The following is a 22,161-nucleotide window of genomic DNA, read 5'->3' on the forward strand; positions in this document are numbered from 1 at the left end:
AAAAAACATTGTCACCTGCTCTGCGCTTCCAATACATTGCTAACTCGACTTAGCAAAGAGATTTCAGCATGAAAAACGGTTGCTTCATCGGTGTGGATGTCGGGTCGGCCAGCGTCAGGGCCGGGGTGTTTGACGGCGAGGGCCAACGCCTGGCGTTTGCGGTGCGGCCTATCGAACAGTTTCATCCCCGCACCCACATGGTGGAGCAATCATCGACGGATATCTGGCAGGCGGTCGGCGCCTGTGTGCGTGAGGCGCTGAGCGTAGCGGCGGTTGCCCCTTCGCTGGTGCGCGCCATCGGCTTTGACGCCACCTGCTCGCTGGTGGCGGTCGGGCCGCAAGGGCATCCGGTATCGGTGGCCGAGCAGCACGACCCGCAGCGGGACATCATCATGTGGATGGATCACCGCGCCGCCGCCGAAACCGCCGACATCAACGCCACCGGCGACGAGGCGCTGCGCTATGTGGGCGGCGAGGTCAGTATTGAGATGGAATTGCCCAAGATCCTGTGGCTGAAGCGTCATTTCCCGGCACGTTATCAGCAGGTATGGCGCTTTTTCGATCTGGCGGACTATCTGGTGTGGCGCGCCACCGGCGCGGACGCCGCCAGCGTCTGCACCCTGACCTGCAAGTGGAACTATCTGGCGCACGAAAACCGCTTTAGCGACAGCCTGTTGCAGGCGGTCGGGCTGGCCGATCTGCAGCAGAAAATCCCGCCGCGCATCCTGCAACTGGGCGAGGCGGCCGGAACGCTGGCGGCTGACGTGGCGCGCGACTGGGGGCTGCCGGAAAACGTGGTGGTCGCCGGTGGCATTATTGACGCCCACGCCGGTGGGCTGGCGCTGGTGGGCAGCGAACCGCAGGGCAGCCTCGCCGTCATCAGCGGAACGTCTAACTGCCATATGCTGGTCAGCCGCCAGCCGGTTGAAGTACCCGGCGTGTGGGGGCCGTACTGGGGGGCGATGCTGCCGCAGTGGTGGCTCAACGAAGGCGGGCAGAGCGCGGCGGGCGCGCTGGTGGAATGGACGTTGCGCCAGCATGCGCAGTGGCCAGTGTTGACCGCGCAGGCGGAGCAACAGCGCCGTAGCCCGTATGCATTGCTGAACGAGTGGGTAGCGTCGCTGGAGCAGCGCGAGCCGTTGCCGACCCGCCATCTGCACGTGCTGGCGGATCACCACGGCAACCGCTCGCCGCGCGCCAACCCGGATGCGCGCGGTGTCGTGATGGGGCTGACGCTGGAACAAGGGCCGGATGCGCTGGCGCGGCTGTATCTGGCGACATTGCAGGCGATCGCCTACGGCACCCGGCACATTATTGAGGCGTTGAATCAAGACGGTCATCAGATTACCCGGCTGACGATGTGCGGCGGCGCCACCAAAAATCCGCTGTGGCTGCGGGAATACGCCGCCATCACCGGTTGCGATATTCAACTGGCGAGCGAAGAAGACGCGGTCACGCTCGGCGCCGCGTTGCTGGGGGCGGTGGCCTGTGGCGCGTATCCCTCGCTGCCGCAAGCGGCGCAGGCGCTGGTGCAGCCCGGCCCGCTTATCCGCACCGACCGCCGCAATCAACCGTTTCACGACGCCAAATACCAGATTTATCTACAGATGTATGACTACCAGCAGGCCGTCCAGCAACAGATGAGCCGTCACTGATAGCCGAATTTTCTTCCGGCGCAGTCCGGAGAGGACACCAGGAGCATACTATGTTGGAACAACGTGTTTCGTTGACACTGAATCTTCCCGCTTCACCCCGCCGGCTTTCCGTCGGCGAACGTGAGGTTTTGCTGGTTACCAACGCGGATCTGCGGGAATCCGCCAACCTGACCTGCTGGCCGACCCAGCAGCAGTTTGAAAGCCGCCTGCAGAGCGCGCTGGAGCAACTGGGATACCGCATGACGCGCGCCCATGCGGTGGACAGCGCCCGCGGGCACGGCTTCATCAGCAGCCAGCGGGAAGGCAGCGACGTGTTCGCCGCGCTCGACCCCGACGCGCCGGTCATCGTGTTGCTGACCGCCTGGCAGTATTCCCACCATATCGCGCCGTCGCTGGTGCATCACCGCGGCCCGGTGCTGCTGCTGGCTAACTTCGACGGCACCTGGCCGGGGCTGGTGGGCATGCTGTGCATGGCGGGCTGCCTGACCAGCCTTGGGCGCGACTATTCCCGGTTGTGGTCGGCGACGTTCGACGATGACGCGTTCCGTCAGGGGCTGGCGACCTGGCTGCGCGACGGCGCGGTGAGTCACAAGACCGGCTATTTGCGCCTGGTGGCGGCGTCTCACCCGGTGCTGGCGACCCCGGCCGGTCAGGTCGGCCGTCAGGTCGGGGAATACATTCTGCGGCATAAGGCGATTATCGGGCTGTTCGACACCTTCTGCATGGGGATGATTAACGGCGTGTTCCCGCAGCAGGCAATGGTGACTATCGGTATGCCGATCGAATCGTTGTCGCAGTCGGCGTTGCTGGTGGAGATGGCGAAGGTGCCGCACGCTCTGCGGGAAAGCTGTCTGGCATGGTATGAGCAGCGCGGCATGCGGTTTGAGTTCGGTGATGACGGCAGCCGCCAGCTGACGCGCGATCAGGTGCTGGAACAGTGCGCGATGATGATCGCCATGGCGCGCTTTACCCAGCGTTTCGGGCTGGCGGCGGTTGGGGTGCAGTACCAGCAGGGGCTGAAGGACAGCTGCGCCGCGTCTGATTTCGCCGAAGGGGCCATCGGTAACGCGGAACGCTTCCCGCTGCCGGATGAGCAGGGCGAGCCGATTCGTCCCGACGTCGCCATCCCCTGCATCAACGAGGTGGACATGGGCAGCGCCATTCCGCAGGTGATGTTGTGGCACCTGCTGCACGGGCTGGGGCTGCCGGCGGAAACCACGCTGCACGATATTCGCTGGGGCAGCGAGCATCAGGGCGTCTTCTATTGGGATCTGGAAATTTCCGGCGCGGTGCCGTTCGCTCATCTCAAAGGCGGCATCGCCGGCGCCACCGGCTATCGTCAGCCACCGATGTTCTTCCCGTACGGCGGTTCCACCATCGCCGGGCAGGGCAAAGCGGGGCGTTTTGTCTGGGCGCGGGCGCATTACGAAGGCACGCAGGTGATGATGCATATCGGCACCGGCACGGCGGTGGAACTGCCTGCAGATGAATTTGAACGCCGCCGCCGTGCTACCAACTACGAGTGGCCGCTGCTCAACGCGGTGCTGGACGGCGTCACCCGCGACGACCTGATGGCGGGCCACCAGAGCAACCACCTGACGGTGGCGTATGTGGACGAGGATAAGCTCGCCGAGGTGCTGAAAGCCTTTGTCGCGCAGGCGTTGACGCAACACATTCAGGTATGGACGGCGGGCGACGCTCACCGGTTGCTGGCGGAGTAAATCATGACTTACGACAACCCATCTTTTAACGATGAAAACAAGTACGCCGGCATCTGGCCGGTGATGCTCACCCCGTTCGACGCGCGCGGCGAAATCGACTATGCCTCGCTGGCGCGGCTGGTGGAGTGGTATCTGGACGCCGGCGTGCACGGGCTGTTCGCCGCCTGCCAGTCCAGCGAGATGTTTTTCTTAAGCGATGCGGAAACCCGCGAGCTGGTGCGCTTTATCGTAGCGCAGGTGGACGGCCGGGTGCCGGTGGTGGCGTCAGGCCATACCGCCAGCGCGTTCAGCCAGCAGGTGGACCAACTGAACGGCGTGGCGGAAACCGGCGTGGACGGCGTGATCCTGATCAGCAACCGGTTGGCGCTGGCGGGCGAGCCGGACGAACAGGCGCTGGCTCGCTTGCAGGCATTGACGGCGCAACTGCCCGCGCAGGTGGATCTGGGCATCTACGAATGTCCTTACCCTTACAAACGGCTGCTGTCTGACGAGACGGTTGCCTGGTGCGCGCGCAGCAGGCGTTACACCTTCATTAAAGACACCTGTTGCGATCTGCCGACCATTCGCCGGCGGTTGCAACTGGCGCAGAACTCGCGCCTGCATCTGGCGAATGCCAACAGCCAGACGCTGCTGGCGTCGTTGCAAGCCGGCTGTCAGGCCTACAGCGGGGTGATGGCCAATTTCCATCCGCAGCTGTACGTGTGGCTGTTCGAACACTGGCGCGAGCATCCGGCGGCGGCGCAGCAACTGGCGGACTATCTAGGTACGGCGGCGCTGGCGGAGTTTCTCGATTATCCGGCCTGCGCCAAGTTCTATCAGCAGCAATGTGGTACGTTCTCGACCCACGTGTGCCGGGTGCGCAACAGCGCGGCTTACGGCGAGAGTTTCTTCCCGCAGGCGATTGAGAGCATGCTCCGGCTGGGCCAGACGCTGGAGACGCAGCTCCCGGCATCGCTCCGGTAACCTGAAGGACACCCTGATGAAGCTGACAATGACAACACAGCAATTCGTCCTGCCCGAAGGGCATGACTACTTCGGCAACTGCCACGCCTCGACCGCGGCGGTATTGCCGGAGGGGCGGCTACGGGTGGCCTGGTTTGCCGGTGAAAAGGAAGGCAGCGGCGATACCGCTATCTGGCTGGCCTGCGCCGAGCAGGGGCGCTGGCTGCCGCCGGTACGGGTGGCGTGGGAAGACGGGCTGGCGCACTGGAACCCGGTGTTGCATTGGCAGGCGGGCACGCTGTGGCTGTTCTATAAAGTGGGCGCCGATGTGCACCACTGGCAGACGCGGGTGACGGTATCGACGGATGACGGCGCGAGCTGGTCCGCCCCACGCCCGCTGGTGCCCGGCGACAGTGCGCCGCGCGGGCCGGTGAAGAACAAACTGCTGGTGATGTCCAACGGCGAGTGGCTGGCGCCTGCATCGGTTGAAGACGATCGTCATTGGGACGCGTTTGTCGACCTTAGCGGCGATCGGGGGCGGAGCTGGCAGACGGTGCCGATTCCGCTGACCCACCGGACGCCCGGTGAGCGTGACGGCGAGGCGTTGTGGCAGGGGCTGGAGCAGGCGGCGCTGTGGGAAAATGACCTGACGCGGGTGTTTCAGTGGGACGGCGTGATCCAGCCATCGGCATGGGAGTCGTCGCCGGGGCAGGTGCATGTGCTGATGCGCAGCACCCGCGGCGCGCTGTACCGCAGCGATTCGGACGATTACGGCCGCCGCTGGCGCGAGGCTTACGCCATTGATTTGCCGAACAACAACAGCGGCGTCGATCTGGCGCATCTGGGCGCGGGCCGTCTGGTGCTGGTCTACAACCCGGTGACCGGTAACTGGCGCCACCGCTATCCGCTGACGGTGGCCTGTTCCACCGACAACGGCGAGCACTGGGAAAACAGTATCGATCTTGAGCAGGAACCCGGCGAGTTCTCTTATCCCGCCATTATTGCCGATGGCGACACGTTACATGTGACCTACACCTGGAATCGAAAAAATATCGTTTACTGCGCGCTGATATTCAGCGGGTAGTCGTTGTAGCACTCAAAAAAACCTGTACCCTACACCCCCCGCCGACCTCCGGGTACGGCGGCGTCCGGATGGCTTTGCCTGAAGGGCGATAAAATCATAAAGCGAGGAACATCATGTCGATTTCCGTGGAATTATCCCAACACCAGGCGATGCACAATAAATCCAATATCCGCCGCGTGGTGATCTCCAGTTGGATTGGCAACACCATCGAGTTTTACGATTTCCTGCTCTACGGACTGGCGAGCGCGCTGGTGTTTGGCAAACTGTTCTTTCCCACCGTCAGCCCGATGGCGGCGATGCTGGCGTCGTTCGCTACCTTTGGCGTGGGGTTCATTGCCCGCCCGCTGGGCGGCATCTTCTTCGGCCACATGGGCGACACCCTGGGGCGTAAGCTGACGCTGCTGATTACCCTCGGCGGTATGGGGATGGCGACGTTTCTGATCGGCTGCCTGCCCACCTATCACCAGATTGGCGTCTGGGCGCCGGTGCTGCTGGTGGTGCTGCGTTTCGTACAGGGCTTTCTGGTGGGCGGCGAGTGGGGCGGCGCCATGCTGATGGTGGTGGAAACCGCGCCCGCCAACCGTCGCGGCCTGCTCGGCTCCATTCCTCAGACCGGCGGTTTTTCCGGACAGCTGCTGGCGACGGCGATATTCGCCATGGTGTCGACGCTGCCGGAAGATCAACTGATGTCCTGGGGCTGGCGCGTGCCGTTCATGCTGAGCGTGGCGCTGGTGCTGGTGGGGCTGTATATGCGCCGTAAGGTGGATGAAACGCCGGTGTTCCAGCAAGTCCAGCAGCAACAACAGCAACAGCAAACGCGTGAGCAGGAGCCGGTGCGCCGTCAAAGCCCGGTGGTGGAAGTGCTGCGTAAACAGTGGCGCAGCGTTTGCCTGATCATGGTGCTGCGCTTCGCGGAAAGCGTGCCGTTCTTTTTGGCGACGGTGTTTGCGGTGTCCTACGCCACCGTACAGCTGGGCGTGCCCAAACAGACCATGCTTAACGTGATCATGGCGACCTGCGTGATGGCGTTCCCGATGCATGCGCTGTTCGGCGCGCTGTCCGACCGGGTCGGCCGCCGTCCGATCTATATCTTCGGGGCGCTGTGCGCCGCGGCGATGGCGTTCCCGTTCTTCTATCTGCTGGAAAGCGGCTCCTTTGGTCTGATGGTGCTGGGATACATTCTGCTGATTAATATTGCCCACAACTCCATCAACGCGGTGCAACCGGCGTTCTTTACCGAACTGTTCGGCCCGAAAGTACGTTACAGCGGCGCGTCCATCGGCGCACAACTGGGGGCGATTGTGGCGGGCGGTTTCACCCCGTTTATCGCCAAGGGGCTCACCGCGATGGATAACGAGTCCTGGACGCTGGTGGCGACCTACGTCACGGTAGCGGCGCTGGTGGCGGCGTTCGCCGCCTGGAAAGCGCCGGAAACCTCGCACCGTGATATGACCAAAGACGTGTGATTTATTGATCGCGGCCAGGGTCGGCCGCGCTTTAGCTGCGTCGAGTTAGTTATTCCGTTACACTGGCTGTCTTTCAGTTCTCACAGGGATATTCTGTTTCATGGCGAAAACAGTTGAACAGATTGCCAGTGCCTTGAAGCTGTCCGTGACCACGGTGCGTCTGGTGCTGAATGGAAAAGCGGAACAGTATCGAATCAGCGCCAAAACCCAGCAACGCATCCACCAGTACGTAACCGAGTACGGTTACACCGTCAATCACGTCGCCCGCAGCCTGAAGCTGAACAAAACCGAAACATTGGGGCTGATCGTGCCCCGCTTATCCAACCTGTTTTTCTCGACGCTGGCCGAAAAGCTCGAAACCCGCTGCCGCGAGGTGGGCTATCAGTTGATGATCAGCTGTTCTTACAGCGACCCGCAGTACGAAAACCGGCTGGTGGAGGCGCTGTTGCAGCGCAATGTCGACGGGCTGTTCGTGGTGCCGTCGTCGCTACAGGCGGCTCAGCACCACGCGAAGGTGGTGAAAAAGCCGCTGGTGCTGCTGGACCGCGACTTCGGCATCGATCAACTGCCGCTGGTAATGAGTGACAACCTGCAGGGCGGGGCGGCGCTGACCGAAGCGATGCTGGCCGTCCAGCCCGCTGCGCCGTTGTTTTTCATGGCCGGCGACGTGCAGCAGCCGGCGATCCGCGACCGTTTGCGCGGCTATCACCAGTCGGTGCAGCAGGCCGGGCTGACCCCGGCGGTGCTGGAGGCCAGTCATAACCGTCGCGAGGACGGCATGTTGATGATGGAGCAGTTTTTGCGCCAGCACGACGCGCCGCCGCCGGCGTTCATCGCGTCGTCACTGCCGGTGCTGGAAGGGATGTTAAGCGTGGTGCGTGAGCGCTATGGCTATATTCCGGCGCACATCAATATCGGCACCTTCGATGAACACGCCATGCTGGGATTTTTGCCGAATACCTTGTGGTCGATGCGCCAGAACGAAGACGCCTGGACTGAACAGGCGTTTGCGGCGATGCAGCAGGCGCTGAACGGCGAGGCGCAGCCGCACAAGGCGGTGATCCCCATGACCTTGATCCACCGCCGCCAGGCTGAACGTCACTGACCGGCGTTATTGGCTGAGACGGGTATCATCGTCGGCGGCGGATCGCCTGCCGGTTTGCGGCGTTCGTATTCTTCCAGCCGGTCGCGGGCCGAAGTATTGTGGTGGTCGCTGTGGGTTCGATAATAGTCATAGGGTAACAGCAGCGTATCCAGCATGGCGGAGAAGGGAACATCCAGCGCTACCATCGGCATCATCGCCCAACTGGTGTCCTCGTTTTTTAGCGTGGTCATGCTGGATTTGGTGCCGGAATAGTACCCCTGCTCGCCGCCAGAGTGAGTCATCACACTAGAGCAGCCACCGCATGTCACCAGTATCCCGCCTGACAACACAAACGACAATGAGGCATTTTTCAGTATGGTCATCATGTTACCCTGAGAAGCGTTTGCCCGGTTACGTGGTTGACTGCGCGTACATCGCCCTGCATATGGTTACGACCTTCACATGTTTTAGCAAAATGTGCTTGCTGTCCAGTGTATGTGATTACACCTGAACCGGGGAAAGAATAAGAGAATTTTCCTTCACGGTGTTGAAAAGCGGAAGTGGGTCACCATATTTGATATCAGGCAAGCGGAAATACGCCGACAGGGTATTTCTCCCACGCCAGACGCCTGTCCAAATGGAAGGCGGTTATCTTTGACCTCGCTGCATGATTAGGAGGCAGTTTATGCGTAACCCCGATTTTTCCCCGTTGTATCGCTCCGCTATTGGTTTTGATCGTCTGTTTAATCTGCTGGAAGCCGGCCAAAGCCAGGGCAATGGCGGATATCCCCCGTATAACGTTGAGTTGGTTGACGAAAACCAGTATCGCATTGCGATTGCCGTGGCCGGTTTCGCCGAAAGCGAACTGGAGATCACCGCGCACGACAACATGCTGATTGTCAAAGGATCGCACAGCGGCGACGCCACCCCGCGCAATTACCTCTATCAGGGCATTGCCGAGCGCAATTTTGAACGCAAATTCCAGCTGGCGGAACACATTCAGATTAACGGCGCCAATCTGGAAAACGGTTTGCTGTTCATCGACCTGCAACGCGTGATTCCGGAAACGCTGAAACCGCGCCGTATCGAAATCAAATAATCATGACGGCCGCCGGCGCGCGACGCCGCGGCGATGAGTACACCTACCTCAGAGATCCCTCTGAGTGATGGCATCTATTCGTCCGCCGAATGGGGACGACCCGGCTACCGCCGGAAACCGTTATCTCGCTTCACAGAAGGAGTTATCAGTATGCGCAACTACGATTTATCCCCCCTGCTGCGTCAGTGGATTGGCTTCGACAAACTCGCCAGCGCGATGGGCAGCCAGGAAGCGGTGGAGTTCCCGCCGTACAACATCGAAAAAGTCGATGATAACCATTACCGTATTACGCTGGCGCTGGCTGGGTTCCGCCAGTCGGAGCTGGATATTGAAGTGGAAGGCCAGCGCCTGACCGTGAAGGGCGCGCCGACGTTGCCGGAGAAAAAGGCGCAGTATCTGCATCAAGGGCTGGTGTTCAAGCCGTTCTCGCTGAGCTTTACGCTGGCTGAACACCTGCATGTGTCCGACGCGCAGTTCCAGCACGGGCTGCTGCACATTGACCTGATTCGCGACGTGCCGCAGGCGCTGCAACCGCAGCGTATCGCCATCGGCCGCCGTGCGCCCGAACTTCAGGAGAAGACGCCGGATGAACAGGCTTAGCCGGCCATAATCGACCGCCCGCGAGATGCTCGCGGGCATTTTTTTAACATTTTTTCCCGCGTTTCCCAGCCCATCATCCGGCGCTGGTGATTATTTACATTAATTCTTAATGACTATTTTTCCATATTTAAAGGGAAAATATCGGAAAATACTTCAGAAGTATTTTATTTCCTGTCTGAATAGAATGAAATAAATCGATAAATAATGAGTGTTGAACCGGTGTTCATTAATGGATTGTCATTAACATTATCGTTAATCTCATGTTCCATAATTGTTATTTTGTGGCTTTATTTTCTGGTTTATTTATTTTTGAAATGGCGTTTTTATTTTCAAAAGTAAATTATTAAACCTATTTAGTAATTAAAATAACAGTAGTGGATTCCACTTTTATAATACTATTTTTCCCGTTGATCACTTCACTTGATTTTGATGGGACGAGAAAAGCACCCTGTTCTTTTCGTTTTCTCGTCTTTTTTTTACTGATGCTGTACCCGTTGTGTTTGTCAGGCTGTATCCCGCCATGAAAGATGGCGATGGCGCGCCGGAAAACTCGCTGTCTGCATTGCCGGACGGCGGAAATAAGGGTGATGAAGAAATAAAACAACTCCTCCACTCGTAACGCGGGACGTCCGGTAAAAGCGGCTGATTTCGTTTTAATCTTGAGTGGTGTTGGTATGTCTGCAAATAACAGCAGGTTAGTGAAGCTTCTTATTATCCTCGGCATAGCCGTTATATTTTGGTTTGTTCCCGTTCCTGAGGGCGTTAGTCCTGCCGCATGGCACCTGCTGGCAATATTTATTGCTACGGTCATCGGTCTGATTCTCTCTCCTTACCCCCTTGGCGCCATTGCCATTTTTAGTATCACCGCCGTCGCGGCGCTCGGCTTGCTGCCGGTCAAGGATGTGTTGGTCGGGTTTGGCGACCCCACCATCTGGATGATTGCCTGCGCCTTTTTCATCTCGCGCAGCTTTATCAAAACCGGTTTCGGCCGCCGCATCGGGTTTTTGTTCATCAGCAAACTCGGCAACAGCAGCCTGGGGTTGGCGTATGGTCTGGTGTTCACCGACCTGCTGTTTTCCCCGGCGATGCCGTCAACCTCCGCACGCTGCGGCGGCATTATCACCCCGCTGTTCCGCTCGATCGCCGAGGCTTACGGTTCAACGCCGGAGCAGGGCACTCAACGCCGCATCGGTTCATTTCTGGTGCAAACCATTTTCCAGTGCAACGCCATTACGTCGGCGATGTTTATGACGTCTATGGCCGGTAACCCGCTGATCAGCAAGCTGGCGACCCAATTCGGCGTTCACCTGACCTGGACCGAATGGGCGGCGGCGACGCTGGTGCCGGGGCTGCTGTCGTTGATCGTGATCCCGCTGGTGCTCTACCGTTTCTACCCGCCGGAACTGAAGAAAACCCCGGAAATGCGCGAGCTGGCCAAGGTTCGCCTGCACGAAATGGGGCCGATGAGCCGCAACGAATGGATTGTGCTGTGCGTGTTCCTGGGGCTGGTAGTGTTCTGGGTGCTGGGGTCGACGCTGAATATCGACGCTACCCTGACCGCGCTGGGCGGCCTGAGCGTGCTGTTGCTGACCCGCGCATTGAGCTGGGAAGACGTAACCGGCGAGAAAGAGGCCTGGCACACCGTGGTGTGGTTCGCGGTGTTGATGATGCTGGCGACCCAGTTGAACAAGATGGGGCTGATCGCCTGGCTGGGCGGCATCGCCGGTCACGCCGTCGCCGGGATGCACTGGCTGCCGATGGTGGGCCTGCTGCTGCTGGTGTATTACTACAGCCACTATTTTATGGCCAGCGCGGTGGCGCACATCAGCGCCATGTACGCCATTTTCGTGTCGATCGCCATTGCGGCGGGCGCGCCGCCGGTGCTGACGGTGCTGGCGTTTGCCGCTTTCAGTAACCTGTTTATGGCGACCACGCACTACTCCGGCGGCCCGGCGCCGATCATGTTCGGCTGCGGCTACCTGTCGCTGGGAACCTGGTGGAAGATCGGCTTCCTGGTTGGGCTGGTGGTCATTCCCATTTGGCTTGGCATCGGCAGCCTGTGGTGGAAGGTTTTGGGGATGTGGTAATAAATTTTGGGGATGTGGTAATACGTTTTGGGGATATGGTGATCGTCTTTTTGCCTATCTGTTTGATTCGCCGCCGCCGGATATGGGCGGCGGTTTTGTTCTCTGCGCGTGGAAATGGCGCAGAAATGGCGCGAACAGGTTAAGATAGCGGGATCGATGATGCGAATTCCGGAGCGAGAGATGAGTAAGAAAAAGACACCGCTGAAATTAGGCACCTCGATCATTTTGATGGTGTCGGCGGTGATTGGCTCGGTACTGCTGGTGGTTTACGCGCTGCTGTTTTTCCGTATCACCGAACTGACCGAAACTCACCTCAAGGACAAAGCCTTCGCCATCGCTCGCACCGTCGCAAATTCGCCGATTGTGGTGGACGACCTGAAAGGTATCGGCGACCCGATGCTGGTACAGCGTTTTTCCGAGGATGTGAAAAGCCGTAACCACCTGCTGTTTGTGATCGTTACCGATATGGACGGCATCCGTCATTCCCATCCGGAACCGGGGCAGATTGGCCGTCACTTTATCGGCGATGACCTCTACCCGGCGCTGCTGGGGCTGGAGAATACCGCGGTGAACCGCGGGGTGCTGGACCCGGCGCTGCGGGTGTTCACGCCGGTGTTTGACAAGAATAACCAGCAACTCGGGGTGGTGGCGGTGGGGATTTCGCTGTCCAGCGTGCAGTCGGTGATTAACGAAAACCGCTGGATCATCCCCTGGACCATCCTGTTCGGCGCGCTGGTCGGCCTGCTCGGCACCTATTTTCTGGTGAAAACCCTCAAGCGCATCATGCTGGGGTTCGAACCGTTCGAAATCTCCAATCTGTTCGAACAACGCAACGCGATGCTCAAACAAATCAAGGAGGGGGTGATCGCGGTGGATACCGATCTGCGCGTCACCATCATCAACGACGAAGCCAAGCGGTTGTTCAGTCAGCATGGGTCCGGCGAAACGCTGGCGATCGGCAGCACCATCAGCCGCTGGCCGGCGCTGATGAATCTGGAAAAGGTGTTGGAAACCGGTGCGCCGCGGCAGGATGAGGAAATCAATTTCAACGGCAACCTGTTGTTGATCAACACCGTGCCGGTAGTGGTGAAGGGCGATATCATCGGCACCATCGCCACCTTCCGCGATAAAACGGAAGTCAGCCAGTTGTTGCAGCGCCTGACCGGGATGTCGTATTACGCCGACGCCCTGCGCGCCCAGTCACACGAATTCATGAACAAGCTGCATGTGATTCTCGGCATGCTGCATTTGAAATATTACCCGCAGCTGGAAGAATATATTTTAAAAACCGCCAATAATTATCAGGCGGAAATCGGCTCGATTATCCGAAAAGTAAAATCTCCGGTGATTGCCGGGTTCCTGTTGGGTAAAATCAATCGGGCACGGGATTTGGGCGTGACGTTGTCCATCAGCGAAGACAGTCTGTTGCCGGATACCGACGACGCCCAGGCCACCAATGAGCTGATCACCGTGCTGGGCAACCTGATCGAAAACGCGATGGATGCCTTGTCCGGTCTGGAAAACCGCGAAATCAGCGTGACCTTCCATCATCAGGATGGGCAGTTACACTGCACGGTGAGCGACGACGGGCCAGGCATTGCGCCGGATATTCAGCAGCGCATTTACCAGGAAGGATTTTCCACCAAAGGCTCCGGGCGCGGCATTGGCCTGTATCTCACCCGGCAGAGTCTGGAAAAAATCGGCGGTACCATCGATTTTGAATCCGAACCGGACGTTTACACCCAGTTTTTTGTGAATATCCCGTATCAAGCAAGGCAGTTTGACCATGATTAAGGCAGTTTGACCATGATAAATGTACTGATCGTCGATGACGACGCCATGGTGGCGGAGTTGAATAAGTGTTATCTGAATCAGATTTCCGGGTTTAGCTGCTACGCGACGGTGCCGACGCTGCAGCAGGCGCGAAATCTGCTGATGCAGCCGGACTGCGAGATCGATCTGGTGCTGCTGGATATCTACATGCAGCAGGATAACGGTCTGGATTTGCTGCCTACGATCCGTGAATTCAGCGAACACACGGACGTAATTATCATTTCGTCGGCCAGTGATGTGTATACCATCAAAAAAGCGCTGCATTACGGCGTGGTGGATTATCTGATCAAGCCGTTCCAGTTTGCCCGCTTCGAGCAGGCGCTGACCGCCTATCGGGAAGAAGCCAACCTGCTCAAGCACCGTGAGTTCGTGGCGCAGTCGGACATTGATAACCTGATTCGCCGTACCAGCGGCACACCGACGGTAGAGCGCAAGAAACTGCCGAAAGGGCTGACCAGCCTGACGCTGCGCACCGTCTGCGAATGGGTCGAGGGCAATCAGGGCGCGGAATTCTCCACCGAGATGCTGGCCAATGCCATTGGCATTTCCCGCGTGTCTTGCCGTAAATACCTGATCTATCTGGCTGACACCGGTATTCTCGATACCAACATTCTCTACGGCTCCACCGGCCGCCCGGTTTATCTCTACCGGCTACTGCCGGAAAAGCAGGACGCGCTGCGTCAGTACTGCGAATAACATCAAAACAACGAAGCCACGGATACCGTGGCTTGAGGCTGTTGACAAACAGCTATATTGCCTTGTGAATGGTGAAGTTTGTCCGGTCAGTGAATAATTTCGTGCGGGATAAACGGTGTAATTCTTTGCTGCTTCATCGCACGCCCGACAAGGAGAGGTTCAAACGCCACCTCTCCTTGACCACTGGCTGGTGGCTAAACTGCGGCGCTACGCGCTACCTTCGGCGTTCGACTTCGCGGTTCGGGCCGCCCGTGACGTGATTACTCGCCCCATCCCTGGGGCTCGCCCTACGGGCCAGCGTAAACGCTGTTCAAAAACGCTCCCGGCGTTTTTGTCCAACACGACACGGGCTTTCGCCGCGTATATGCGGCTCACCCGGCGAAGTCGCCCACCTCAGCGCAGTTTTTGACGCCGGAAAGATGCCTCATCCTGTACTTAATGCGTTTGTCAGCAGTCTGAAGCCACGGATACCGTGGCTTTTTTATCGGGTGCATAAAACGAAAAAGGCCACGCTATCCGTGGCCTTGTCGTATAAAAATCAGTGGGGCGATTACACCAGCCAGCCGAGCAGCAGGGTAGCGGCGATCACGGTGGAAGCGCCGCCGATACGGGTGGCGATTTGCGCGAACGGCATCAACGACATGCGATTGGAGGCGGACAGAATCGCCACGTCGCCGGTGCCGCCCAGACCGCTGTGGCAACTGGTCACGATAGAGGCTTCAACCGGATACATCTTCAGGTACGGCGCGATGAAGAAGCTGATCAGCGCCATTGAGAGCACTACGGAGCCGCACACCACCACGTAACCGACGGAGAATACCGCCACCACGCTTTCCAGCGGCACGTACAGCATGCCCAGACCGATCATCAGCGGCCACACCAGCGAACTGGATACGAACTTGTAGAAGCTGTTGGCACCGGTTTCCATGCTGGATGGGATAACACGGCCGTATTTGCACAGCACCGCGATCAGAATCATCAGCACCGGACCGGGGATATGCAGCACTTTTTCAAACAGCCCGCCGACGATGAAGAAGGTGCAGATCAGCAGCAGACCGCCGCCCATCAGGTGGAAATCCACCGTTTTCGGCGCGTCTTTCACCGCAAACAGCGCGTTATCGGCTTCGTTGCGCACCAGATTGCCGTTACCGTTCAGGTCGCTGCGCCATACGCCGATGCGGGCCAGCACGCCGGCGCAGATGATGGCGAAAATGTTGCCGACGACGGCGGCAGGCACTAATTGGGCGACGTACACGTCCGGCGCCTGGCCGAGGATGGCGGAATAGGCCAGCGACAGCGGCAGAATGCCTTCGCCGATACCGCCGCCGATGATCGGCACGATGATGAAGAAGAAGGTGTGATAGAAGCTGTAGCCGAACAGTTTACCCACCAGCAGGCCGGTCACCACCGCGGTGGCGGTGCCTATCACCAGCGGAATGAACATGCGGATCATGCCCTGAATCAGGATGACGCGGTTCATGCCGAGAATACTGCCCACTACCAGACTGGCGATGACGAAATAGAGGAAGTTGGCGTCTTTCATCAACAGCTTGACGGTATCCAGCGTGTTGGCGTTGAACAGATGGAAATACACCAGAATGGACGGCACCATCAGGCAAAGAATCGCCGGACCGCCGATTTCTTTCAGCACCGGAATACGCTGGCCGATATAAGCCAACAGGAATCCCATGGTCATAATAACAGCGAATCCGCCGATCATGTTTTTAGGCAAATAACTGGCATAGGCGGCAATAAAGACAACGGCGGAAATGACCAGAAAAAGAATAAACGGCACTGATCCAATGCGCATTTTATTTAAACTTTCCAGTAAGCCTGATGGGGCGGTGGTGGCGAGCGTGTTATCGCTCATGATTTCAGTTTCAATGTTTTTCATTATATTCACCCTGTTGTAGCGGCATAGGACAGAGATAAGCAACTTGCTCTGCAAGACGTGGAAAATTGTGTTATGGGCGCAAGGCACGGTTATGAGCGCAAAATACAACCATATATGGGCACAAATCATGTATGGGCGCAAAGTACAACAGCCATGCGGCACACCATCAAAAGCAAAAGGCGATGTTATTTTTATTGCAGGATGTTCTTTAGGTAATCTAGCATGGGTAAATGTTAAAAATAATAGCCGTTCACTGCAAATATGAGGGATTTGTGAACCTCACAGCAATTCGCCTTTAAATAACTTAATTCGTAGTTTTGTAATTAAAATTAATTTGTGAATGTTTTGGCGGGATTATTTATATAGGCGGGTTAGTTTTAGCAATATAAAAATAACACGGCAGGGTTAAATAAAAAATAAAATTTAAAAAGTTATATAAATAAAACTCCAGCGCGATGGGATCTGTCGGCAGGGGGCTGGCTATCCGGCAGACGCGCCATTTTCTGCCATACTGTGACGAGCAGGGAAGAAACCAGCGGACGTAGTGTGACGGTCGTCCGACCGACGCGCTTTACGTTCGGGGCTTTTGCCGCGGTGGTATAAAGTTTTTTTATAGTGCGCAAATAGTTACAGAAGGAACATCGTGGATGATAGGAATACATCATCCATGTCGGGGTTTTGTCAGTATTTTCACCTGATTTTAACCTTTTTAACACGCTTTATTGTGCAGTAATTCACCATTCGAGAGGATTTTCCTATGAGTTCTTACATGGTGATAATTATTGTCTGATGCTGTTTTTGTGGTGCTACCTGTTGTTTTCTTATTATTTTGCGGACTTTATCACCAATAAAATGGCTATTTAAGCTAACTTTATACCCTGATGATTCTGTGGTTTCTGTTTGTAAATCCTAACAGGTTATATTGACGCGATTGTGATCTGTTGACACATTGTGGGCGTCACAAGGAGGAGGGCGGCAGAGTACCTGGAATCATTATGGTTGATCCGACAGGGCTGGCGGGGGTTTTCCTGCTTGTCCCGCACTGTTGTCTCTCCCTGTTTACTATTACATCAGTCTCCGGACGCGTTCCTCGGGCTGAGACAGAGAAAAGTACAGACCACCGCGATAAAAATCGTCGCGATAATCCCCATCGCGATAGCAACGTTGTAATGACAACAGTCAGACAACAATCGCGATGACAACAACAGGTCTGACTGACACACAACATCCACAATGGAGTTCATGTAATGGCTAAATCCCTGATGAAATCAAGGGTGCTGAAATTCAGCCTTGGTTTGCTGGCGCTGTCCGTTGCCGCCGGCGTACAGGCAAAAACCCTGGTGTATTGCTCAGAAGGTTCTCCGGAAGGTTTTAACCCGCAGCTGTTCACGTCCGGCACCACCTTTGACGCCAGCTCCATTCCTATTTACAACCGTCTGGTCGAGTTCAAAAACGGCACCACGGAAATTGAACCGGGTCTGGCCGAAAAATGGGATATCAGCGCCGACGGCAAAACGTATACGTTCCATCTGCGTAAAGACGTGAAGTGGCAGGACAATAAAGAGTTCAAACCGAGCCGTACCTTCAACGCTGACGACGTGCTGTTCTCCTTCCAGCGTCAGATGGACGCCAACCACCCGTTCCACAAAGTTTCCGGCGGCAGCTACGAATACTTTGAAGGTATGGGGATGCCGGATCTGATCAGCAAAATCGAGAAAGTGGATGACTATACCGTCCGCTTCCAGCTGACCCGCGCCGAAGCGCCGTTCCTGGCCGACCTGGCGATGGACTTTGCTTCCATCATGTCCGCCGAGTATGGCGACAAAATGCTGAAAGCCGGTTCGCCGGAGAAAATCGACCTGGATCCGATCGGTACCGGTCCGTTCCAGTTGCAGCAGTACCAGAAAGATTCCCGCATCCTCTACAAACGTTTTGACAGCTTCTGGGGCACCAAGCCGGGCATCGACCGTCTGGTGTTCTCCATTACGCCGGATGCGTCCGTGCGTTACGCCAAGCTGCAAAAAGACGAATGTCAGGTGATGCCGTACCCGAACCCGGCCGATCTGGCCAGCATGAAGCAGGACAAGAACATTGAACTGCTGCAGAAGCCGGGCCTGAACGTGGGCTACCTGTCGTTCAACGTCGAGAAGAAACCGCTGGATAACGTGAAAGTGCGTCAGGCGCTGACTTACGCGGTGAACAAGCAGGCGATCATCGAAGCGGTGTATCAGGGCGCCGGTCAGGCCGCGAAAAACCTGATTCCGCCGACCATGTGGGGCTATAACGACGACGTTAAAGACTACGCTTACGACCCGGCCAAAGCCAAGGCGCTGCTGAAAGAAGCCGGTCTGGAAAACGGTTTCGAAATCGACCTGTGGGCGATGCCGGTACAGCGTCCGTACAACCCGAATGCCCGCCGTATGGCGGAGATGATTCAGGCTGACTGGGCGAAAGTGGGCGTGAAAGCCAAGATCGTCACCTACGAGTGGGGCGAGTACCTCAAACGCGCCAAAGCCGGCGAACACCAGACCGTGCTGATGGGCTGGACCGGCGACAACGGGGATCCGGATAACTTCCTGGCTACCCTGTTCAGCTGCGACGCGGCGAAAAAAGGCTCCAACTACTCCAAGTGGTGCTACAAGCCGTTTGAAGACCTGATCCAGCCGGCTCGTGCGGTGTCCGATCAGGCTAAACGTATCGAACTGTACAAGCAGGCTCAGGTTGTGATGCACGATCAGGCTCCGGCGCTGATTGTGGCGCACTCCACCGTGTATGAACCGATCCGTAAAAACGTGAAAGGCTACGTCATCGAGCCGCGCGGCGTGCACAGCTTCAACCACGTATCAGTAGATTAATTACCTATCACGTCACATTTATGGGCGATGGCAGCGCTGTCGCCCCTGTTGTTTCTAAAGGAGAGTGTTTCTCTGTAGGGGAACGGCAGGGGGCGCTTCAACGTCCGTTTTAACGCAGTGAGCAATGTCAGGCTCGATGGTGAGCGCCATCGGGCCCTTTATATCTCTATAAGAGAAAGCACAGAGAGTTCGGGATATGTTGCAGTTCATACTCCGTCGTTTGGGGCTGGTTATCCCAACGTTTATCGGTATTACCCTACTGACTTTCGCTTTCGTGCACCTGATCCCCGGCGACCCGGTGATGATCATGGCAGGAGAGCGCGGTATTTCTCCGGAGCGCCACGCGCAGCTGATGGCGGAACTGGGGCTGGACAAGCCTCTCTGGGAGCAATACCTCCACTACATCAACGGTGTGTTGCACGGCGATCTGGGCATGTCCCTGAAGAGCCGCATACCGGTCTGGGACGAATTCGTGCCGCGTTTTAAAGCCACGCTGGAACTGGGCGTCTGCGCGATGATTTTCGCGGTGATCGTCGGTATTCCGGTCGGGGTGCTGGCGGCGGTCAAGCGTGGTTCCGTGTTTGATCACACCGCGGTCAGTATTGCGCTGACCGGCTACTCCATGCCGATTTTCTGGTGGGGCATGATGCTGATCATGCTGGTGTCGGTGCAGCTTAACCTGACGCCGGTATCCGGCCGGGTGGGCGACACGGTGTTTCTGGACGACTCCCTACCGCTGACCGGCTTTATGCTGATCGATACCTTGATCTGGGGCGCGGAGGGCGACTTCAAAGACGCCGTGATGCACATGTTGCTGCCGGCTGTGGTGCTCGGCACCATTCCGCTGGCGGTGATCGTGCGTATGACGCGCTCGGCGATGCTGGAAGTACTGGGCGAGGATTATATCCGCACCGCCCGCGCCAAGGGGCTGGGCCGCCTGCGGGTGATTGTGGTGCATGCGTTGCGTAACGCCATGCTGCCGGTGGTGACGGTGATTGGCTTGCAGGTGGGCACTATGCTGGCCGGGGCGATCCTCACCGAAACCATCTTCTCCTGGCCGGGGCTGGGCCGTTGGTTGATCGATGCGCTGCAGCGCCGTGACTATCCGGTGGTGCAGAGCGGGGTACTGCTGGTCGCCACCATGATTATTCTGGTGAACCTGCTGGTGGATGTACTCTACGGCGTGGTGAACCCGCGTATCCGGCACAAGAAATAAGGGGAAGCGGAGATGACTCACGTTACCGAATCCGCAGCGACGACTGCGCCGAAGCCGATGACCCCGCTGCAGGAGTTCTGGCACTATTTCAAACGTAATAAAGGGGCCGTGGTCGGCCTGGTCTACATCATTCTGATGCTGGTGGTGGCGATTGGCGCCAGCGTGCTGGCGCCGCATTCGCCGGCCGAGCAGTTCCGCGACGCGCTGCTTAAACCGCCGGTATGGCAGGAAGGCGGCAGCTGGCAGTACATCTTCGGCACCGACGACGTGGGCCGCGACGTTCTGTCGCGCCTGATGTACGGCGCGCGCCTGTCGCTGCTGGTGGGCTGTCTGGTGGTGGTGATGTCGCTGATCCTCGGCGTCGTCTTCGGTCTGGTCGCCGGTTACTTCGGCGGCGCGGTCGATGCCGCCATCATGCGTCTGGTGGATATCATGCTGGCGCTGCCGAGCCTGCTGCTGGCGTTGGTGCTGGTGGCGATTTTCGGGCCGTCTATCGTCAATGCGTCACTGGCGCTGACCTTCGTGTCGCTGCCGCACTACGTGCGCCTGACCCGCGCCGCGGTGCTGGTGGAAGTCAACCGCGACTACGTCACCGCCTCGCGCGTGGCGGGCGCCGGTCCGCTGCGCCAGATGTTCGTCAACATTCTCCCTAACTGCCTGGCGCCGTTGATCGTGCAGGCATCGATGGGCTTTTCCAACGCCATTCTCGACATGGCCGCGCTTGGGTTCCTCGGCATGGGCGCACAGCCGCCCACACCGGAATGGGGCACCATGCTCTCCGACGTGCTGCAGTTTGCGCAGAGCGCCTGGTGGGTGGTGACGTTCCCCGGTCTGGCGATTCTGCTGACGGTATTGGCATTTAACCTGATGGGGGACGGCCTGCGTGATGCTCTCGACCCCAAACTCAAGCAGTAACAGAGCAAGCAGTTATAGAGGTAGAGAGATGGCGTTACTCAACGTAGAGAAACTGTCCGTTCACTTTGGCGACGAGGGGCTGCCGTTTCGCGCGGTAGACCGTATCAGCTATCAGGTGGAGCAAGGGCAGGTGGTCGGCATCGTCGGCGAGTCCGGCTCCGGCAAGTCCGTCAGTTCGCTGGCGATCATGGGGTTGATTGATTTCCCCGGCAAGGTGATGGCCGACCGGCTGGAGTTCAACCAGCGCGACCTGCAGACGCTGTCCGGCAAGGAGCGGCGTCAGCTGGTGGGGGCGGAAGTGGCGATGATCTTCCAGGACCCGATGACCAGCCTCAACCCCTGCTACACCGTGGGTTTCCAGATTATGGAAGCCATCAAGGTACATCAGGGCGGCAACCGCAAAACCCGCCGTCAGCGGGCGATCGACCTGCTGAATCAGGTGGGCATTCCCGACCCGGAATCCCGGCTGGACGTGTATCCGCACCAACTGTCGGGCGGGATGAGCCAGCGTGTGATGATCGCGATGGCGATCGCCTGTCGGCCGAAGCTGCTGATAGCCGATGAACCGACGACGGCGCTGGACGTGACCATTCAGGCGCAGATTATCGAACTGCTGCTGGAGTTGCAGCAGAAAGAGAACATGGCGCTGATCCTGATTACCCACGATCTGGCGCTGGTGGCGGAAGCGGCGCACCACATCATCGTGATGTACGCCGGGCAGGTGGTGGAGTCCGGTAAGGCGTCGGATATTTTCCGCGCTCCGCGTCACCCCTATACCCAGGCGCTGCTGCGCGCGCTGCCGGAATTCGCGGTGGACAAGTCCCGCCTGGCGTCGCTGCCGGGTGTGGTGCCGGGCAAATACGACCGGCCGAACGGCTGCCTGCTCAATCCGCGCTGCCCGTACGCCAGCGATCGCTGCCGTCAGGAAGAGCCTGAGATGCGGGACATCCCCGGTCGTCAGGTGAAATGTCATACACCGCTGGATGATGCGGGGAGGCCAACCGTATGAGCCAG

The 22,161-nt window shown here is 58.0% G+C and carries 18 protein-coding genes; 16 read left to right on the forward strand and 2 right to left on the reverse strand.

The features are described from left to right. The first annotated feature begins 68 nt into the window (after nt 1-68). The 6 genes from DDA898_RS00810 (at nt 69) to DDA898_RS00835 (ending at nt 7,973) form a co-directional block, all read left to right on the forward strand. On the forward strand, nt 69-1,655 hold the full coding sequence (locus DDA898_RS00810) for an FGGY-family carbohydrate kinase (RefSeq protein ID WP_038909894.1): 1,587 nt from the start codon (nt 69-71) through the stop codon (nt 1,653-1,655). A 50-nt stretch (nt 1,656-1,705) separates the two neighbouring features. After that, nucleotides 1,706-3,376 carry a signal transduction protein gene (locus tag DDA898_RS00815; RefSeq protein ID WP_038909895.1) on the forward strand — a complete coding sequence of 557 codons (1,671 nt, stop codon included), beginning with the start codon at nt 1,706-1,708 and terminating at the stop codon, nt 3,374-3,376. A gap of 3 nt (nt 3,377-3,379) precedes the next feature. Further along, nucleotides 3,380-4,339: a dihydrodipicolinate synthase family protein gene (locus tag DDA898_RS00820; RefSeq protein ID WP_038909896.1), complete on the forward strand. Its 960-nt coding sequence runs from the start codon at nt 3,380-3,382 to the stop codon at nt 4,337-4,339. 16 nt (nt 4,340-4,355) lie between these two features. Continuing rightward, nucleotides 4,356-5,402: a sialidase family protein gene (locus DDA898_RS00825; protein ID WP_038909897.1), complete on the forward strand. Its 1,047-nt coding sequence runs from the start codon at nt 4,356-4,358 to the stop codon at nt 5,400-5,402. Between the two features lie 113 nt (nt 5,403-5,515). Further along, nucleotides 5,516-6,868, forward strand: coding sequence for an MFS transporter (locus tag DDA898_RS00830; protein ID WP_038909898.1), 1,353 nt, complete (start codon nt 5,516-5,518; stop codon nt 6,866-6,868). A 100-nt stretch (nt 6,869-6,968) separates the two neighbouring features. Then, nucleotides 6,969-7,973 carry a LacI family DNA-binding transcriptional regulator gene (locus DDA898_RS00835; RefSeq protein ID WP_038909899.1) on the forward strand — a complete coding sequence of 335 codons (1,005 nt, stop codon included), beginning with the start codon at nt 6,969-6,971 and terminating at the stop codon, nt 7,971-7,973. Here DDA898_RS00835 and DDA898_RS00840 read toward each other — a convergent pair. Then, complete coding sequence (locus DDA898_RS00840; protein WP_013315794.1) at nt 7,967-8,338, reverse strand: YceK/YidQ family lipoprotein; 372 nt, start codon at nt 8,336-8,338, stop codon at nt 7,967-7,969. The genes DDA898_RS00835 and DDA898_RS00840 overlap by 7 nt on opposite strands. Nucleotides 8,339-8,637: 299 nt before the next feature. Here DDA898_RS00840 and ibpA point away from each other — a divergent pair, with 299 nt between their 5' ends. The 5 genes from ibpA to dcuR all read left to right on the forward strand — a co-directional run bounded on the left by ibpA (nt 8,638) and on the right by dcuR (nt 14,267). After that, complete coding sequence (gene ibpA / locus DDA898_RS00845; RefSeq protein WP_013315795.1) at nt 8,638-9,051, forward strand: small heat shock chaperone IbpA; 414 nt, start codon at nt 8,638-8,640, stop codon at nt 9,049-9,051. Between the two features lie 150 nt (nt 9,052-9,201). Then, on the forward strand, nt 9,202-9,651 hold the full coding sequence (ibpB, locus tag DDA898_RS00850; RefSeq protein WP_038909900.1) for a small heat shock chaperone IbpB: 450 nt from the start codon (nt 9,202-9,204) through the stop codon (nt 9,649-9,651). A gap of 674 nt (nt 9,652-10,325) precedes the next feature. Beyond that, nucleotides 10,326-11,738, forward strand: a complete 1,413-nt coding sequence (locus tag DDA898_RS00855; RefSeq protein WP_033111496.1) for an anion permease — start codon at nt 10,326-10,328, stop codon at nt 11,736-11,738. A gap of 180 nt (nt 11,739-11,918) precedes the next feature. Next, a complete protein-coding gene (locus DDA898_RS00860) occupies nt 11,919-13,532 on the forward strand; it encodes a sensor histidine kinase (RefSeq protein WP_013315798.1) in 1,614 nt (537 codons plus the stop codon). Between the two features lie 12 nt (nt 13,533-13,544). Then, nucleotides 13,545-14,267: a two-component system response regulator DcuR gene (gene dcuR / locus DDA898_RS00865; protein ID WP_013315799.1), complete on the forward strand. Its 723-nt coding sequence runs from the start codon at nt 13,545-13,547 to the stop codon at nt 14,265-14,267. Nucleotides 14,268-14,817: 550 nt separating this feature from the next. Here the strand turns inward: dcuR and DDA898_RS00870 are convergent. Next, the gene (locus DDA898_RS00870; RefSeq protein WP_038909901.1) at nt 14,818-16,161 is read right to left on the reverse strand and encodes a 2-hydroxycarboxylate transporter family protein; all 1,344 of its coding nucleotides are present in this window, start codon (nt 16,159-16,161) and stop codon (nt 14,818-14,820) included. Nucleotides 16,162-16,252: 91 nt separating this feature from the next. Here DDA898_RS00870 and DDA898_RS23325 point away from each other — a divergent pair, with 91 nt between their 5' ends. The 5 genes from DDA898_RS23325 to dppD all read left to right on the forward strand — a co-directional run bounded on the left by DDA898_RS23325 (nt 16,253) and on the right by dppD (nt 22,156). Beyond that, the gene (locus DDA898_RS23325) at nt 16,253-16,426 is read left to right on the forward strand and encodes a hypothetical protein (RefSeq protein ID WP_158305112.1); all 174 of its coding nucleotides are present in this window, start codon (nt 16,253-16,255) and stop codon (nt 16,424-16,426) included. Nucleotides 16,427-17,408: 982 nt separating this feature from the next. Continuing rightward, a complete protein-coding gene (gene dppA / locus DDA898_RS00875; RefSeq protein ID WP_013315801.1) occupies nt 17,409-19,016 on the forward strand; it encodes a dipeptide ABC transporter periplasmic-binding protein DppA in 1,608 nt (535 codons plus the stop codon). Nucleotides 19,017-19,212: 196 nt separating this feature from the next. Continuing rightward, complete coding sequence (gene dppB / locus DDA898_RS00880) at nt 19,213-20,232, forward strand: dipeptide ABC transporter permease DppB (RefSeq protein ID WP_013315802.1); 1,020 nt, start codon at nt 19,213-19,215, stop codon at nt 20,230-20,232. Between the two features lie 12 nt (nt 20,233-20,244). Continuing rightward, complete coding sequence (gene dppC, locus DDA898_RS00885; RefSeq protein ID WP_013315803.1) at nt 20,245-21,147, forward strand: dipeptide ABC transporter permease DppC; 903 nt, start codon at nt 20,245-20,247, stop codon at nt 21,145-21,147. 28 nt (nt 21,148-21,175) lie between these two features. Beyond that, entirely contained in the window at nt 21,176-22,156 is a 981-nt protein-coding gene (dppD, locus tag DDA898_RS00890; protein WP_038909902.1) for a dipeptide ABC transporter ATP-binding protein, read from the forward strand. The last annotated feature ends 5 nt before the right edge of the window (nt 22,157-22,161 follow it).

Origin of the sequence: Dickeya dadantii NCPPB 898 (assembly GCF_000406145.1) — a bacterium.
In the GTDB taxonomy this organism is placed as follows: Bacteria; Pseudomonadota; Gammaproteobacteria; order Enterobacterales; family Enterobacteriaceae; genus Dickeya; species Dickeya dadantii.